The following is a 15210-nucleotide window of genomic DNA, read 5'->3' on the forward strand; positions in this document are numbered from 1 at the left end:
CTCAGTCGAACCCTCCCCACACTTCGCTGGAGCCGACTGAGCTCTGGGCGTGGACTCGGTAGCGGTCGCGCTTGATCTTGCGTACGCCGGTGGCGTGGTTGTACTGCGCGGCGAACTGGTGCTGCCCGGCCGGCACGGTGCGACCCGGCTTGAGAGTCCAGCGGTAGAGCAGGGCACCAGCGGACTCCTCAACGGTCACGGTGAACTCATCGTTTGGCAGGGTTTGCCAGTTGCCGGTCTTCCGTACGTCGCCGGTCTGGGCGATGCGCAGTTCCACGGTGAGCGAGGTGAGCGGCTCCGTGGTCTTGATGACCAGGTTGTTCTGTCCCCAGTAGATGGAGCTGTGCGCGTCCATCGAGCCTTGAGACCACAACGGCCCGTTCTGGATCCGAGTGCCGGCCGGGGTAGTCGGGCGCGAGCTGCCCGGGCTGGTGCTCGGGGCCGGCCGGGTGCTGGCGGGAGCCGGCCGGGTGGCGCTGGTGCTGCGGGGCGATGGCGTCGGAGTGACGGTGGGGGACGGGACGGCGGAACTGGGGGCAGCGGCCGGCAGTGACGGCACTCCGCCAATGGCGGCTACGGCGAGACCACCGGTCGCCAGAGTGGCGGCAGTGATGACACCGACGATCGCCGCCTGGGGCCATGACCTCGCGATCGACGATGTGCGGTGCCGGACGGTGGGGTCGGCCACGCCGCGCTCGACGCGCGCCAGAATCCTTGCGCGGTTGGGCTCGTGGGCCTCGGCAGCCTCTCGCAGCCGACGGCCGATTTCGTCGTTCACCGGTTCCTCCTTCCTGCCGCGAGCTCGCCGACTGCTTCCGCGCCGAGCAGCAGTTCCAGCTCGGCCATCCCCTTCGAGGTCTGGCTTTTCACCGTACCGACCGAGATGCCCAGCGCGGCCGCGGTGTCCTTCTCCGACAGGTCGAACGCGTGGCGCAGTACGACGCACGCCCGCTTGCGGAACGGCAGCCGGGTGAGTGCGGCCCGGACGTCCACCACGACCGCAACGTCCGGCCCGTCCACCTGTTCTGTACTGCGCGACCAGAACAGCGCCACTCGCCGTCGCTCGCGGACCGTACTCCGGATCCATTGCCGCGCCAGATTGGCGACTACTCCACGGGCGTAGGCGACCGGGTGCTGCGCCGCCCGGAGCCGGTCCCAGCGCTGCCACAGGGCGATCAGCGCATCGGCAGCGAGGTCGTCGGCCACGTCCTTCTCGCCGGTCAGGAGGTGAGCGAGACGAGCCAGTTCGGCATGGTGGCGTTCGAAGAAGTCGTGGAACTCCGCGGACGCGTCGTCGAGGAGCATCTCCCTCGGTCGGCCTCTCCCTGCGATGTTCGCGTTAACAATCGGCCCGAGCGTAACAGTGCCCATCACCGCCGGACGGTGATCGCCCGTGAAGGGCAGCGTCCTGACGATGGTCGGGCGGCACGGTCAGTGCCGGGCGAACTGGACCCGGGTCGACTGCGCGACGTCCGGTTTGAGTGCGATCCCGTCGATGGTCAGCCGCTCACCGTAGATGTCGGTGATCCGGATCGCTTTCCCGCATCCGCTGCCATCGGGGGAGAGGAAGTAGTTGTACCCCGTCCGGTGCAGCTTTCGCCAGCCACTGGCGGTCTTGACCTCGAGCGCGGCCAACGGGTTGCGGTGACCGATCGCCTGGACGCCGCACCAGTACTGGCTGGACCCGGTCTTGTAGCGGATGGAGATCGTGCCGGACTCGGCGGGGCTCAGCAGCGACCAGGTGATCGGGAGCCGGCCGACGGAGAGCTTGGCGAGCTTGGCGAAGGCCTGCTGGCTGAGGTCGATCTGCCCGGGTGCGCAGGGCAACGGGCACTCGTTGACGATCCGTACCGTGATCGAGGCTCCATTGGCGGCGCGGACGAGTACGTGCGCGCCGCAGGCCTTGGCCGACTCGTAGTCGGTGTGGTTCATCGCCGCGATCATCATGCTGTCCGACGGGCCGAAGAGGCAGGCTCCGTTACCGTCAGCGGCCTCGTAGGCGGTCGCGACGCCCTGGTACCGGACGCCGGGCTTGATCCGTCCCGCCAAAGATCCCGAGGTCCCCGCAGACGTGGTGCGCGAGGTGCTCGGGGTGCTCGGCGTGCTGGAAGTCACGCGCGGGCTGCGAGTAGCCGAAGGCGGTTTGCTGGAAGCCGCGCGCGGAGTGCGGGTGGCTGCGGGCGTCTTGCTGGCGGCCGCGCGCGGCGCAGTACGGGGCGATGGCCGCGGGCTAGTGACCGGGGGCTGCGACGGTGTCGGTGCGGTGGGAGCACCGGCCGCCGCGTCCGGAGAACCGGAATCGGGCGAACCACTCGCGTCGGCAGCTGCGACAGACGCGTCACCGGTACGCCGAGGCTCAGCGCCGCCCCTGGTCAGGAGCACCGCGGCCAAACAGACCACCACGCCAACAGCCAGCAAAGCCACGGGAATGACGGCAGCCCGCCGGTGCTTCTGCGGCCCCTGCGCCGCGCCATGCTTCGTTGTCCTCATACCCATCCGTTCACTTGATCGAGTCGACGTCCACCCCCCAGTTGCCACCAACGCCCAAAAGGTTGCCGCCGCGAGGAGACAAGATCAGGCAAGCCCCAGACACGTCGAAGGTCACGCGGTAGCGGTCCAGATAGTCAGTTCCGATCAGACCGGTGTCGACCTCGACGCAGACCTCACGCCCGCTCGGCAGCTCGTCTGACCGGACATACGCCGCCCATGAACGCCTCGCCGGTCCAGTCGACACTTCTTGGATCAGACACAGTTGAATGAAACCCGCCGCCGTGGCGGCTCGGCTAGCCGAACTGGCTGACTGCTGGTGAGTTGGAAAGGAGGGGCGCGTAATGAGTGGAGCGTTCTACTCGGATGCGAGGCTGTATGACCTGATGTTTCCGGGTGGCGGGCCGGCCGTCGACTTCTACCGGGCCGAGGTCAATCGGCAAGGTGGGCGCGTCTTGGAGCTCGGGTGCGGCACCGGGCACAAGCTGATCCCCATCGCGTCCGACGGGCATCCGTGTGTCGGCGTGGACTTGTCGGCAGACATGCTGGCTGAGGCTCAGCGGAAGGCGGACGAGCGCGGTGTCGCGGTGGAATGGATGCAGGGCGACATGCGGGACTTCGATCTGGGTCGCACCTTCGACTTCGTCTTCATCACAGCCAATAGCCTCTTGCATCTGCAGGAGGCCGACGATCTGGTGAGCTGCTTCCGGTCGGTTCGAAGGCACCTGGCACCTGGAGCACGGTTCGTCTTCGATGTCTTCAACCCGAGCGTCCGCCTCCTCGCCGAAGCCGACGGCGTACGCCGCACCCGAGAGTCGTTGTCGTTCACGGAACCTCACCGCGGCAACGTCACCGTCGAGGTCGCCGAAATCTACGATGCGCCCGCGCAAGTCACCCGCGGGACCTGGTACCTCTCGACCGACGCCGAGCCCGACTTCGTCGTCGTACCGCTCGAAATCAGAAGCATCTTCCCGCAGGAACTCCCGCTCCTCCTCTCTCTCGGCGGCCTCCGCCTCACCGACCGCTTCGGCGACTGGTCCGGCCGACCATTCGCCTCAGATTCGGCCCTGCAACTCTGCATCTGCGAGCCCGCATGAGCGTTTCTTACCGCGGCATCTCGCCGGCGGTTCGCCCGGTACGTCGGTGTCGCATCAAGCCTGCGGTGAGGGCGAACAGCGTGGCGCAGCCGGCCAGCGCCAGGGAAAGGCCGACGAGGTTGGCGATCATGGCGATGGCCAGGCCACAGGTCACTTCGCCGAGGTACTCGGCCTGGGCGAGGAAGGAGTGCGTCGTTGCGCGTACGTCGCTGGTGGTGCGGGCGTTGACCCAGATGGCGCTGATGATGCGGGTCAGCGGGACGGCGATCCCGGAGATGATCACGAGCGCGGCACTGGCGCTGATCGGCTCGGGCGCGATCGCGAACGCGGCCATGCCGGCCGCCCCGATGGCGGCGGCCAACGCGTAGGAGTGGCGCGCGTGGCGCCCGTCGACGCGCTTCTCCGCGATGCGCAGGGCCGCCGTACCGATCAACAGGGCGAGGAAGCCGAGTCCGGTGAACCAGACGATGGGATCGACAGCCGTCGGCAGTCCGAGCTCGAGCAGTTGTTTTGGCGCGAGTCGCCCGCCGGCATCGGCGGCCCCGTTGATCAGGAACGTGGCCAAGAAGATCAGCAGGATCTCCCGGCTTCGACGGACCAGGGTGAGCCCGCGTCGGAAGGTGCTCCAGGACGTGGACCATCGCGCGGTGCGGGTACCGGCGAACCGTTCCTCACTGAATCGGACGATCAGGTAGAACGCCAGCAGGAGCATGGCTGTACCGGCGACGACGACCGCGATATCACGCCGGGTCAGCCAAGCCAGCCCGCCGATCGCGAGGAGTCCGGTGGCTGAGCCGGCCAGCTGCGCACGCGCGGCTCGGGACAACACCGCCGCGATGCGATCCGGTTGGTCGAGTTCATCGGTGATCCAGGCGATGTCGGCGCCGCTGGCGAACGTCCAGGACAGGCCCCACAGCGCCTGCGTCGCCATCAGCAGTGGAAACGAGGTGACGAGACCGGTTGTCAGCATTGCGGTGCCCATCAGGACCTGGGAAAGCACGAGCGACCACTTGCGGCTGATGGTGTCGGCGAGTACGCCGGCGGGCACCTCGCAGAGCAAGGCGAAGACTCCCTGCACGGACCCGATGAGCACGATCTGCGACGCCGAAAGGCCGGCGTCGATGATCATGTAGACGCTGGCGACCAGCCACCAGCCGTTGTGGAGGAACGCGCGCATCCAGGTCCAGCGGACGAACGCAACGATCAGAGCCTGCCTGTCCATCAGCACCACCGCCGACCAAGGCAGTGGGTTCGAGAGATCCTGTGAGCCTCTCCTTTAGCTTGACGCCCGAGTCTGCCGCGACCAGTCTCGACAACGTGCCCTAGGCAAGCAACCGGGTTTCGCGCCGGTGGACTGGCCGGGCGTGTTGACAGTGCTTGACAGATTCTTTTCGACGGCCCGGGGAAGATCACGCGTACATACCCTGTGCGTGCCCCTTTCGTCGGGCCGGTACTGCAGCGGGTGTGCTCGTGCGCGGCGATTGCCATTCGTTCAGGAGGTCTGTGCCGGTGAGGATTCCAACCCCGAAGAAATCACGACTCGCGCTCTGGTCCGCCGGCTTGCTGGTCTTCGCCTCAGCGCTGACCGTCAGCAACGCGGCGGCTGAACCGGCGACCGTGACGGCCGACTTCCCGGCGAATCCTCTGCAGAAGCCCGGTTGGGTCCTGGACAGGAACGACGAGTTCAACGGAAGTCTCGACTCGAGTCTGTGGATCACCAACTACCTGGAATCGCGAACGCAGGAATACCGATCCAGGGCCCGGTACGGATTCAGGGACAACGCCCTCGTACTGCGAATCGACGACGACCAACCGACGTACTACTCCGACAATCCGATGAAGGTCTCCAGCATCCAGACCGGGCAGCGGACCGACCTGCACAAGAACGATCACTTCGACCACGCGATTCCCACAGTCATGAAGTACACGTCGCAGTACGGGTACTACGAGATTCGCGCGAAGAGCTCGGTGAAGAACGGGATTCACACGGCATTCTGGCTGACCGGCAGGCAGGACAACTGGAGTCAGCGCGGTGAAGTCGACATCATGGAGCACGCGGGCAACCATGGGCGCAGTCGCTTCAACTACAACCTCTTCGCCTGGTCGGATCCGAACCTGACCACGTCCACGCGCAGCATCCCGGTCGGGTTCGACATGACCACGGAGTGGCACACCTATGCGCTCGAGTGGACCCCGACCCAGCTCAAGCTGTACGTCGACAATGTCCTGAAGGACACGATCAACCAGTCCTTGAAGTACCCGGCAGTGTTCTATCTGGGTCTCTACGAGAACGCGGGCTGGACCGGGACGCTGGATCCCAACGACAAGCGCCCGAAGGAATTCGTCGTCGACTACTTCCGCGCCTACCAGAAGGCACCCAGCTCGGATCCGCTCGTCAGTGGCGCCACCTACAAGATCAAGAACGTCGCCACCGGCCGGTACCTCGACTCCGATGGCAACGGCGTAGTCACCACCGCGGCCGGCAGCACCTACGACGACCAGGACTGGGTGGCCGCCAAGCACTCGTCCGGCGCCTGGACCCTGAAGAACGCCAGGACCGGACGGTTTTACCTCGACTCCGAAGACACCAACAACGCAGTCATCTGGAACACCGGCGAGATCGTCCCAGATTCGCTCTGGACGGTCGAGTCAGCCACCGGAGGCTTGCGCCTGGAGAATGCGAACACCAGCAGGAACTACCTGTACGCCACCTCGGCCGGCGCCGTGAAATGGAACACCGGAGCGACCGACACCAGCACAGTCTGGACCTTCGAACGGAAGAGCTGACGCCACCGAATTACCAGGGGATCGGACCGTCCTCGGTCAGGAAGGCGCCCGTCGGGCCGTTCTCGCCCACAGCCGCCAGGTCGACCGCGACGGCCGCGCCCTCCTCCGCCGTCCGTACTCCGGTACGGCGGTTGAGGTCGGTCGCGCAGTACCCGGGGCTCACCGCATTGACCAGAATCCCTTCGGCGCGCAACTCATTGGCGTAGAGCACGGTGATCGCGTTCAGCGCGCTCTTCGAGGTGCAGTAGGGAAGGAGGATCGAGGAGTACGCCGACCACGGGCTGCCCGGGTCGGCCAGGTGGGCGAGGGAGCCGAGTTCGCTGGACATGTTGACGATGCGTGCGGCGGCGGAGCGGCGTAGCAGGGGAAGCATCGCGTGGGTCACCGCGATGACGCCGAACACGTTGGTCTCGTAGATCTCCCTGACGATGGCGGCCGGGGTTTCACTCGGCTTCTGCGGTCCGGCGGCGATCGCGGCGTTGTTGACGAGGATGTCGAGGCGGCCGAACGTGGCGTCGATGTGCTTGGCGGCGGCCTGGATCGACATCTCGTCGGTGACGTCCAGCGGTACGAACCGTACGTCGGCGCCGCCCGTGCGCAGCTCTTCGGCCGCCGCCTCGCCGCGCTCGGCATTGCGCGCGCCGATCAGGACGGTGATGCCGAGGGCTGCGAGCCTGCGCGCCGTTTCCTTGCCGATGCCCTTGTTCGCGCCGGTGATCAAAGCAGTCTGCTGCGAAGTCGTCATGGCACTCAGCCTCCCTTCACCCACGGGTGGCAGGGAAAGACCGGATGGCTCTGGATTTATAGTCCACAGATATGAGTGAGCTCGAGGTGCGGGAGCTGAGGTACTTCATCGCGGTCGCCGAGGAACTGAACTTCAGCCGGGCCGCGCAACGCCTCGGGATGGCGCAACCCCCGCTGTCGAAGGCGATCGCTCAGCTGGAGTCGCGGCTCGGCGTACGCCTGCTGGAGCGCACCACCCGGCAAGTGCGGCTGACCACCGCCGGTCAGGTGCTGCTCGACCAGGCCCGGATCGCGGTCGATGCTGTGCACGCGGCGGCCCGGCGTACACGTCGGGCCGGCCAGCCGACACCCCAGCTCGTCGTGGCGGTCAAGCCGGGAGGCGACGCCGGGCTGCTGCGGGAGATCCTCGCCGCCTACCGGGGAAGAGGTTCGCAGCTACCGCCGCCGGAAGTTGTTGTCGGCGGCAGCGGAGAGCCGATCGCCATGCTGCGGGACGGCCGGGCCGATGTAGCGCTGCTGCGCAGCCCGTTCGACGATCTAGGGCTGGATTCGGAGACGCTGGTGGTCGAGCCGCGACTGGCCGTTCTCCCCGCCGCGCACCGCCTGGCCGGCCGTCGACGACTGCGGCTGGCAGACCTCAAGGGCGAACCGATCCCACGCTGGAAAGGGGCCGCCGCCTCCGACACCGCCTACTACACAGGCTGCGACGGAGCGGAAGACAGCGATGGCCCGCTGGCCGACGTTCCTGAGGGGCCGCTGGTGGCCAGCGTCGAGCAACTCCTGGAGGTAGTCGCGCTGGGCCAGGCGGTGGCGTTCCTGTCACTGTCCACCACCAAGCTGCACCAGCGCCCGGACATCGCCTACCGCCCGGTCACCGGCCTCAGCCCCAGCGAGGTCATGGTCGCCTGGCCGGAAACCTCGCGATCCCCAGCCGTCGCCGCCTTCGTCCAAGCTGCCCACGACGTCGCTGCCCACCACCCCGACCAGCTGACCGCACTGACCTACTGACCGGGGCACTCACCCCAGTGCCTCCTCTAGTCGAGGGTGGCGCTGGGGGTGACGAAGACGATCTTCCCGTTGATCGGGGCGGTGGCGGCTTCGGCGTGCACCTGTGCCAATCCGGCCAGCGGCACCCGCTGGGTCGCGCCGAGGTGCAGCTTGCCGGCGTCAAGCAGCGTCACCAGCTGAGCGAGCTGTTCGGCGTCGGGACGGAAGAACAGGTTGATTCCCCGTACGCCGCGGGCTTCGTCCGACGCAGCGGGCATCCACACGGTGGTGTTGACCAGTACGCCGCCGTCCCGGATCACCGCGGCCAGGGCGGCCATCTGCCCCGGGGGGATCGGGGCGAAATTGAGCACGACGTCGACCGGCTCGGACAGCTCGGGGATGCCGGGGCCGTGGATCTCGTCGGCGCCGGCCATCTTGGCCTGCTCGGAGCTGCGCGGGCCGGTGGTGGCGATCACGTACGCGCCGGCGTTCTTGGCCAGCTGCACCGCGTAGCCGCCGACGACGCCGCCAGCGCCGTTGATCAGCACCCGCTGGCCGTTGGTCAGCTTCGCGTGGTCGAACAGCGCCTGCCACGCGGTGAGCCCGACCAGCGGTAGTCCGGCGGCGTCCACCAGCGGGACGCTCGTGGGGGCTGCCGCGAGACTCTGGACCGGGGCGATGACGTACTCGGCGGCCGCGCCGGTGCTGGTCAGCGGCAGGACGCCGATCACCCGGTCCCCGATGTCGAATTCGGTCACGTCCTCGCCGAGCGCGTCGACCGTGCCCGCGATGTCGAGGCCGGGGGTGTGCGGCAGCTGAATCGGGATGGGGCCCTGCATGACACCGGCGCGGATGTTGCCTTCGACCGGGTTGAACGACGTCGCCGCCACCCGGATCCGGATCTCGCCGGAACCGGGGGCCGGCTGGTCAACCTCTTCGTAGCGCAGGACCTCGGGGGCGCCGTACTCGTGGAAACGCACTGCCTTCATGACGAGCCTCGTCTCTCTGGTGTGATGTGCTTCGATTTCGAAGCACTTCTGAACTATAGCAAGCTTCGAATTCGAAGCAAAGGGGGTGCGGCGGACGACAGCCGTCTCGGCCAGACTTACCGGGTGGTCGCCTTAACCAGCGGCCTCGCCTTCCCGGTTCGACCACTCAAGCGTGGCGCAGTACGGGAGGCGGGTGAATGTTCTCGTCATCCACGGTATGAGAGACCATGGATAAGAGGTTCAGGCGCGGCTCACGCCTCGTCCCCGGCCATGGTGACCAGCCGCCGGAGCTTCGCCTCACTCGGCGATCCGGGTTCGGCCATGAAGACCAGCAGATCCTGTCCTTCGTCGGGATCGACCAGCCGCCGGCTGTACAACTCCAGCTCGCCCAGTTCCTGGTGCCGGTAGCGTTTGAGTTCGTGGTGATGGGTGACGTCCACCTCGTGCCGCCGCCAGACCTCGGCGAACTCGGGGCTGACCGCCAGCAGCGCGTCGACGATCTCCCCGGCGGTGCCCGCCGGATCGGTCGTGTACGCCGCCCGCAGGTCCACGGTGAAAACCCGGCCGCGGACATCATGGTCCTCGGGCGGATAGATGGCCCGCTGGGCTGGGTCGGTGAACCAGCGATAGACCAGGTAGCGCGACAGGCCGTCGAAACAGGTGTAGTCACCGAACAACGCCACCGCCGCCGGGGTCTGCAGCAACGCCTCACCGAACCGGGAGAACACGATCGCGGGCGTGTCCGAGAGCTGCTCCGCGATGGTCCTGATGGCCAGACTCACCCGGTCGTCCGGCTGGGTACGCCGCGGAGCCGCGTGCCCGCCGAGAGCGAACAGGTGCTCCCGCTCGCTCGGGCTGAGCCGCAACGCCCCGGCCACGGCGGCCAGAATCTGCTCGGACGGCATCGGGCCGCGCTTCTGCTCAAGCCGGCTGTAGTAGTCGGCCGACATGCCGGCCAGCACCGCGACCTCCTCGCGCCGCAGCCCACCGGTACGACGCCGGGCACCCCGCGGCAGCCCCACCTCCTCCGGCTGCAGTGCTTCCCGGCGAGCCCGGAGAAAGTCCGCCAGCAACGCGCGGTCCATCACTCTCCCCCTGCCTCAGCCGGTCTGGTTGCGCCGGGCGCGAGGTTTGGCCGAGCGAGGCGGAGCGGCGCGCATGTGGTCGCGGACCCGGCCCAGAATGCCGTTGAGGGCAGTGACGTCCTTGTGGGTCAAGGGTTCGAACAACAGCTGCCGGACGCGGTCGACATGCCCCGGGAGCACCTGGGCGACTAGGTCGCGGCCGACGTCCGTGACGGTCACCATGACGCTGCGCTCGTCGTCGGGCGACGGCGAACGAGTGATCAGGCCGCGCTTGTCCAGCAAGCCCGCCTGATAAGTCAGCCCGCTACGGCTGTACACGACACCGTCGGCCAGATCGGTCATCCGCAGCTTGCCCTCCGGCGCATCGACGAGCCGGGCGAGGACCTGAAACTGTACATAGCTGAGGTCGCCGTCGACGCGCAGGTGCTCGTCCACCGCGTACTGCAGAAGGCTGCTGACCTCCACCAGAGCGAAGTACGCACTAAGTTGCTCCGTGCTCAGGCCCGGCGCCGCTCCACTCATGCCGCGATCGTACATGCTTTGAATTCGAAGGTTACCGATGCTGAGGAGTGACGGTGGTGTCAGTTCGGACAGTAGTGACAGACGCGGACTACGAGGCTTGGCGCCACGTGCGGATTGCGGCGTTGCCTCATGAGCGGTGTCCGAGTGTTGCGGAGTTGCGAGAGATGGATCGGCCGGGTCGTTTGCTGCTGGTGGCCGAGGTGGACGGCAGGGTCGTCGGCAGTGGCTTGGCGGATCGCTCGGACGAGGAGGGGCGGGCGTATGTTGCGCCGCGTGTCCTGCCTGAGCATCGCCGTCAGGGTGTCGGTACGGAGTTGCTGATGGCGTTGGCACGTCATGCGGTGGATCAGGGTTACGAGCGGGCAGGTGCCGGAGTGGAGGACGACGGGTCGCTTGCCTTCGCGCAGCGGTTCGGGTTCGTCGAGGCGGACCGCCAGGTCGAGCAGGTGCGCCGGATCGGGGTTGAGCCCTGGCCGGCTCCGCCGACGGAGTACGAGGTCGTCACTGTCGCGCAGCGCCCCGAACTGTGGGCGAGGGCCTATGAGCAGGTGGCGTTGCCGACTTTCCCGGACATGGACGTGCCGAGCTTGTTGAACGTCACGGCTGACGATTGGGCCAAGGAGTGGATCAACGATCCGGAGGCGATGTTCCTGGCCGTCGCGGGAGACGAGGTCATCGGAGTCGCCGGGTTGCTGCTCGACACCGACAAGCCGGAACGTGCGGAGGTCGCCTACACCGCAGTACGACGAGAGTGGCGCGGCAAGTCGGTCGCCGCGACGTTGAAGCGGATGAGCATGGCCTGGGCCGCTGAGCACGGCATCGCCGAGATCTACACCTGGACCCAACGCGGCAACGACAACATGCGCCGCCTCAACGAGCACCTCGGCTTCACCTACGGCGCAACCAGCATCAGCGTCCGCGCCACCCTCCCACTCGCACTTCCTGATACCGCGGCACATGACGGCTGAGGTGTTCTTGCGGTCATCACATCGTTGCCGGCAGCACCAAGACGGCAATCGGTGGATCGTGGGTGTCAGGCCCGGGGGTGCGCCAGCGCTTGCCTAGGGCAACACTGGGCAGATGGGCAAGCCGGCGGCTGATTTCGTCGGGCTGCTGGTTGCAATAAGCATGCGGCAGGAGCACGATGGCCATCATGGGCGAGGCATTCATCGTTCTTCCTGGCCAGGGCCGGCATCTCGATCTGGGCAACTTCGAGGCCGAAGTCCTGGCAACAGCTGCGCAGACAGCCGGCCAGTTCACTCTGTTGCAGACGCAAAGTGAGCCGCCGGAGTTTGGTCCCCCGCTCCACCTTCATCGTGATGCCGCCGAGGCCTTCTTTGTGCTCGAGGGCGAATACTTGATGTACATAGAGGAGCAGCAAACTCTGTGTCCACCCGGAACTTTTGTCTACGTACCGAGAGCCACGCCGCACACATTCAAGGTCGTTTCGGCGGGTCCTGGTAAGAAGCTGAACTTCTTCTCACCTGCTGCCATGGTCCAGTACTTCGAGGAGTTGGCCGACGCAGTAGCAACCAGCTCGGCGACGCCGGAACTGCTGGACGAGATCGCGGCCCGATCCCACGTGGAGGTCCTTGGGCCGGTGCCGGAGAGCTATCTCTGAGCCCGCCCATCCATGACCACTATCGTCATTTCAGCGTGATGATGATCCTGTCGCGGGTGCGCTCTGTGAAGGCGGCGGGGGCGTCGGCCAGGTCGCGGACGGCGGTGATGAGCGGTGTGAGTCTCCCATCGCGCAGGCGAGCAGCCAACTGGGCCGACTGTTCGCGATGGGGCTCGACAACGAAGAAGATCGCCCTGCCGTTGTGAGGGTGGACGGTCGGCGGCTCGGCGACGGTGACGAGGGTGCCGCCGGGTCGCAACAGCGCGGTGGAGCGGTCGCGGATCTCGCCGCCGATCACATCGAACACCACGTCGACCTCGCCGGCATCCTCGAGGCGCTCGCTGTCCAGATCGAGGAACTCGTGGGCGCCGAGGATTCCGGCCAAGTCCCGGTCGGCAGCCCGGCCGGTGCCGATGATGTGGGCTCCGGTTTCGCGGGCCAGTTGTACGGCGACCGAGCCGACGGAGCCGCCGGAGCCGTGGATGAGGACGGATTGGCCTGCTTGGAGGTGAGCGTGGTCGAACAGCGCTTGCCAGGCGGTCAGCCCGGGCATCACCACAGCGGCCGCGGCGGTGTGGTCGACGTCGGCGGGAAGCGGGGCCAGGTTGCGGGCCTCGACGGCGGTGTACTCGGCGAGCGAACCGTTGCGGGCCCAGTCGGTCAGCCCGAAGACTCGCTGGCCGATCGTGAGGCCGGTGGTGCCGTAGCCGAGCTCGACGACTACACCGGATAGTTCGTGGCCCAGGACACTTGGTGTCCGGTCGCGGCCAGCCCGGTCGGTCCAGGTGCTCGGCCATTCCGGTTCGCCTCGGAGGAAGCCGGCGGCGTGGACCTGGACGATGACGTCGTTCTCGGCAGGGCGGGGAGAGGGCAGCTCGGTCAGGGACAGCCCGTAGCCCTCGGCCTCGCGATCGCGGACGGTGATGGCACGCATGAAGTTCCTCTGCAGTGGTGGTTGTGATGGTACGACTCGACCGTAGGCAGCCGCGGCCCGCGATCACTGGGCCATTCGCCGACGGTTTCGATGGGCCACCTGAGCAGAGGGGTTTGCTTGCTGGTCGGCGGCTCGGGTTGCTGGGGTGAGCCGCCGATCTCAGCGGGGGTGGAAGGTCAGTTGATGGTTGCCTTGACCTTGTTAGCGTGCAGTTTGAGCCAGGCCTCGAGGTTCTGCGCCTGCGGGTTGAGCTCGCGGACCAGGTTGAGGTCGCGGTCGCCGGTGAAGCGCTCCGAGTCTTCGGCGTAGAACTGGAACATGTTGGCGAACTCGACGGCCATCGGGAAGCCGAGGTTGCGGAATTCGTCCCAGGTGTAGGGGCGGTAGGTCACGGGTTCGCCCAGGGTGGTGCTGAGGACGTCGGCGTACTGGGTGCCGGTCAGGTGGTCGCCGGCAATGCTGACCGTCCGGCCGATGAACTCGTCGCCGCGCTTGAAGATGCCGAGGGCGGCCTTGCCGATGTCCTCGGCGGCGATGCCGGCCAGCGGCTGGTCGGCCATCGGGAAGGTGAGGACGAGCTTGCCGTCCTCGGCGCGGACCGGGCCCATGCCTTGCAGGAGCGCCTCGAAGTAGAAGGTGGTCCGCAGGAAGGTCGTCGGTACGCCGTACTTCGTGAACAGCTCGTCGGCCTCGCCCTTCGCGTCGAAGTGGGGCACCTTGTACCGGCCGTCGTCGAGGCTCGGCACCCGGTCGGTCTCGCCGAAGTGGTCGCGGGTGTCCTCCAGCGTCGACCAGATCACGTGGGCGACACCGGCCTCCTTGGCGGCGCGCGCGGCGTTGTCGACCTGCTCGAGCTCCATCTCGGCGCGGCTCCGCGCGGCCTCTTCCTCCGGCGTCAGCGGAACCCAGTAGTTGGTCACCACGTAAGCGCCGTGCGCGCCGTCGAACGCTGCCCGCAGGCTCGCCTCGTCGTCGAGATCAGCCTCGACGACCTCGGCACCGGCGGCAGCCAGGGCCCGCGACTTCTCCGACTGCGCGTTCCGGGTCAACGCCCGTACTGCGAACCGCTGCTCGGGGTCGGCCAAGATCGCCTGGACCAGCCCGCCGCCCTGCGAACCCGTCGCTCCGACCACGGCGATGAGCAACTTCTCGGTCATCAGATTTCTCCTCGATGTAATGAGTTGATGTGTCAACCAAGATTGACAGTACCGCATTTGGTTGATGTGTCAACCCTGGCCGCTATGATGGGCGGTGTGGCGAACGAACCGTGGCTCGACGACGAAGAGCAGCAGGCCTGGCGCAACTTCCTGCTGATGCGCAGGACGCTGGAAACGCACCTGACCCGGCACCTGCAGCGCGAGTTCGGCCTGTCCGCGTCCGACTTCGAGATCCTGGTCAACCTGTCCGAGTCCGTGACCGGCCGGATGCGCGCGTACGAGCTGGGTGAGGCGACCCAGTGGGAGAAGAGCCGGATGTCGCACCACCTGTCCCGGATGGAGAAGCGGGGCCTGATCCGCAAGGAGGCCTGTGACGCCCGCTATCCGGAGATCGTGCTGACCGACGAAGGGCTGGCCGCGATCAAGGCCTGCGCGCCGGCCCACGCCCGACGCGTCCGCGAGTTCTTCGCCGACGTCCTCGGCAGGGACCGGATGGTGGCGCTCGGCGAGGCGTCGGCCGAGGTGGTCGAGGCAGTGGAGAAGCATGAGCACACGAACTGCCCGCCGGAAATCCGCGGCTGCGGCTGAGACCTCCGGCATGGCTTCCCGGTACTCCGCGGGCGCGAGATCACCCGGGGTGAACTGGCGAACGCGCGCCGCGCGGTACTGGCCTGTCCGGCCCTCGCGCTCCGGTTGGCAAGGGCTGTTAAAGGTGATTTGTAAGGCACCGGAAAGGACCGTCCCGGCAGCACACCAGTGACCGAAGTGGACTAATCTCTGAGACAGGCGCACAACGTCGT

General features: G+C 67.1%; 16 protein-coding genes. 6 read left to right on the forward strand and 10 right to left on the reverse strand.

Going from position 1 to position 15210, the window contains the following annotated elements; all coding sequences use genetic code 11:
* Nucleotide 1: 1 nt before the first annotated feature.
* The 3 genes from AB0F51_RS22885 to AB0F51_RS22895 form a co-directional block, all read right to left on the reverse strand.
* On the reverse strand, nucleotides 2-778 hold the full coding sequence (locus AB0F51_RS22885; protein ID WP_360283038.1) for a hypothetical protein: 777 nt from the start codon (nucleotides 776-778) through the stop codon (nucleotides 2-4).
* A complete protein-coding gene (locus tag AB0F51_RS22890; RefSeq protein ID WP_360283040.1) occupies nucleotides 775-1305 on the reverse strand; it encodes a SigE family RNA polymerase sigma factor in 531 nt (176 codons plus the stop codon). The genes AB0F51_RS22885 and AB0F51_RS22890 overlap by 4 nt, the downstream gene beginning before the upstream one ends.
* A 126-nt stretch (nucleotides 1306-1431) precedes the next feature.
* Nucleotides 1432-2049 carry an expansin EXLX1 family cellulose-binding protein gene (locus AB0F51_RS22895; protein ID WP_360283042.1) on the reverse strand — a complete coding sequence of 206 codons (618 nt, stop codon included), beginning with the start codon at nucleotides 2047-2049 and terminating at the stop codon, nucleotides 1432-1434.
* A gap of 782 nt (nucleotides 2050-2831) precedes the next feature.
* Between AB0F51_RS22895 and AB0F51_RS22900 the strand changes: the two genes are divergently transcribed.
* Nucleotides 2832-3584, forward strand: a complete 753-nt coding sequence (locus AB0F51_RS22900) for a class I SAM-dependent methyltransferase (RefSeq protein WP_360283044.1) — start codon at nucleotides 2832-2834, stop codon at nucleotides 3582-3584.
* A gap of 7 nt (nucleotides 3585-3591) precedes the next feature.
* Here AB0F51_RS22900 and AB0F51_RS22905 read toward each other — a convergent pair whose 3' ends face one another.
* Nucleotides 3592-4806, reverse strand: coding sequence for an MFS transporter (locus AB0F51_RS22905; protein ID WP_360283046.1), 1215 nt, complete (start codon nucleotides 4804-4806; stop codon nucleotides 3592-3594).
* A gap of 287 nt (nucleotides 4807-5093) precedes the next feature.
* Between AB0F51_RS22905 and AB0F51_RS22910 the strand changes: the two genes are divergently transcribed.
* Nucleotides 5094-6371 carry a family 16 glycosylhydrolase gene (locus AB0F51_RS22910; RefSeq protein ID WP_360283048.1) on the forward strand — a complete coding sequence of 426 codons (1278 nt, stop codon included), beginning with the start codon at nucleotides 5094-5096 and terminating at the stop codon, nucleotides 6369-6371.
* A 10-nt stretch (nucleotides 6372-6381) separates the two neighbouring features.
* Here AB0F51_RS22910 and AB0F51_RS22915 read toward each other — a convergent pair whose 3' ends face one another.
* Nucleotides 6382-7116, reverse strand: coding sequence for an SDR family oxidoreductase (locus tag AB0F51_RS22915; protein WP_360283050.1), 735 nt, complete (start codon nucleotides 7114-7116; stop codon nucleotides 6382-6384).
* A 71-nt stretch (nucleotides 7117-7187) separates the two neighbouring features.
* Between AB0F51_RS22915 and AB0F51_RS22920 the strand changes: the two genes are divergently transcribed.
* Complete coding sequence (locus AB0F51_RS22920; RefSeq protein ID WP_360283052.1) at nucleotides 7188-8123, forward strand: LysR substrate-binding domain-containing protein; 936 nt, start codon at nucleotides 7188-7190, stop codon at nucleotides 8121-8123.
* Between the two features lie 26 nt (nucleotides 8124-8149).
* Here AB0F51_RS22920 and AB0F51_RS22925 read toward each other — a convergent pair whose 3' ends face one another.
* The 3 genes from AB0F51_RS22925 to AB0F51_RS22935 all read right to left on the reverse strand — a co-directional run bounded on the left by AB0F51_RS22925 (nucleotide 8150) and on the right by AB0F51_RS22935 (nucleotide 10698).
* On the reverse strand, nucleotides 8150-9091 hold the full coding sequence (locus AB0F51_RS22925; protein WP_360283054.1) for an NADP-dependent oxidoreductase: 942 nt from the start codon (nucleotides 9089-9091) through the stop codon (nucleotides 8150-8152).
* 251 nt (nucleotides 9092-9342) lie between these two features.
* Nucleotides 9343-10176 carry a helix-turn-helix transcriptional regulator gene (locus tag AB0F51_RS22930; RefSeq protein WP_360283056.1) on the reverse strand — a complete coding sequence of 278 codons (834 nt, stop codon included), beginning with the start codon at nucleotides 10174-10176 and terminating at the stop codon, nucleotides 9343-9345.
* Nucleotides 10177-10191: 15 nt separating this feature from the next.
* A complete protein-coding gene (locus AB0F51_RS22935) occupies nucleotides 10192-10698 on the reverse strand; it encodes a MarR family transcriptional regulator (RefSeq protein WP_360283058.1) in 507 nt (168 codons plus the stop codon).
* A 107-nt stretch (nucleotides 10699-10805) separates the two neighbouring features.
* On the opposite strand from AB0F51_RS22935, the gene AB0F51_RS22940 reads away from it, so the two are divergent.
* Both AB0F51_RS22940 and AB0F51_RS22945 read left to right on the forward strand, forming a co-directional pair.
* Nucleotides 10806-11666, forward strand: a complete 861-nt coding sequence (locus AB0F51_RS22940; RefSeq protein ID WP_360283467.1) for a GNAT family N-acetyltransferase — start codon at nucleotides 10806-10808, stop codon at nucleotides 11664-11666.
* A 176-nt stretch (nucleotides 11667-11842) separates the two neighbouring features.
* Nucleotides 11843-12319 carry a cupin domain-containing protein gene (locus tag AB0F51_RS22945; protein WP_360283060.1) on the forward strand — a complete coding sequence of 159 codons (477 nt, stop codon included), beginning with the start codon at nucleotides 11843-11845 and terminating at the stop codon, nucleotides 12317-12319.
* Nucleotides 12320-12344: 25 nt separating this feature from the next.
* On the opposite strand, the gene AB0F51_RS22950 is transcribed toward AB0F51_RS22945, so the two are convergent.
* Together AB0F51_RS22950 and AB0F51_RS22955 are read right to left on the reverse strand one after the other, a co-directional pair.
* On the reverse strand, nucleotides 12345-13253 hold the full coding sequence (locus tag AB0F51_RS22950) for an NADP-dependent oxidoreductase (protein ID WP_360283062.1): 909 nt from the start codon (nucleotides 13251-13253) through the stop codon (nucleotides 12345-12347).
* Between the two features lie 176 nt (nucleotides 13254-13429).
* On the reverse strand, nucleotides 13430-14410 hold the full coding sequence (locus AB0F51_RS22955) for an NmrA/HSCARG family protein (protein ID WP_360283064.1): 981 nt from the start codon (nucleotides 14408-14410) through the stop codon (nucleotides 13430-13432).
* A gap of 87 nt (nucleotides 14411-14497) precedes the next feature.
* Here AB0F51_RS22955 and AB0F51_RS22960 point away from each other — a divergent pair, with 87 nt between their 5' ends.
* Nucleotides 14498-14998 carry a MarR family transcriptional regulator gene (locus AB0F51_RS22960; RefSeq protein ID WP_360283469.1) on the forward strand — a complete coding sequence of 167 codons (501 nt, stop codon included), beginning with the start codon at nucleotides 14498-14500 and terminating at the stop codon, nucleotides 14996-14998.
* Nucleotides 14999-15210 lie beyond the last annotated feature (212 nt).

The organism is Kribbella sp. NPDC023855, from assembly GCF_040639475.1.
Taxonomy (GTDB): domain Bacteria; phylum Actinomycetota; class Actinomycetes; order Propionibacteriales; family Kribbellaceae; genus Kribbella.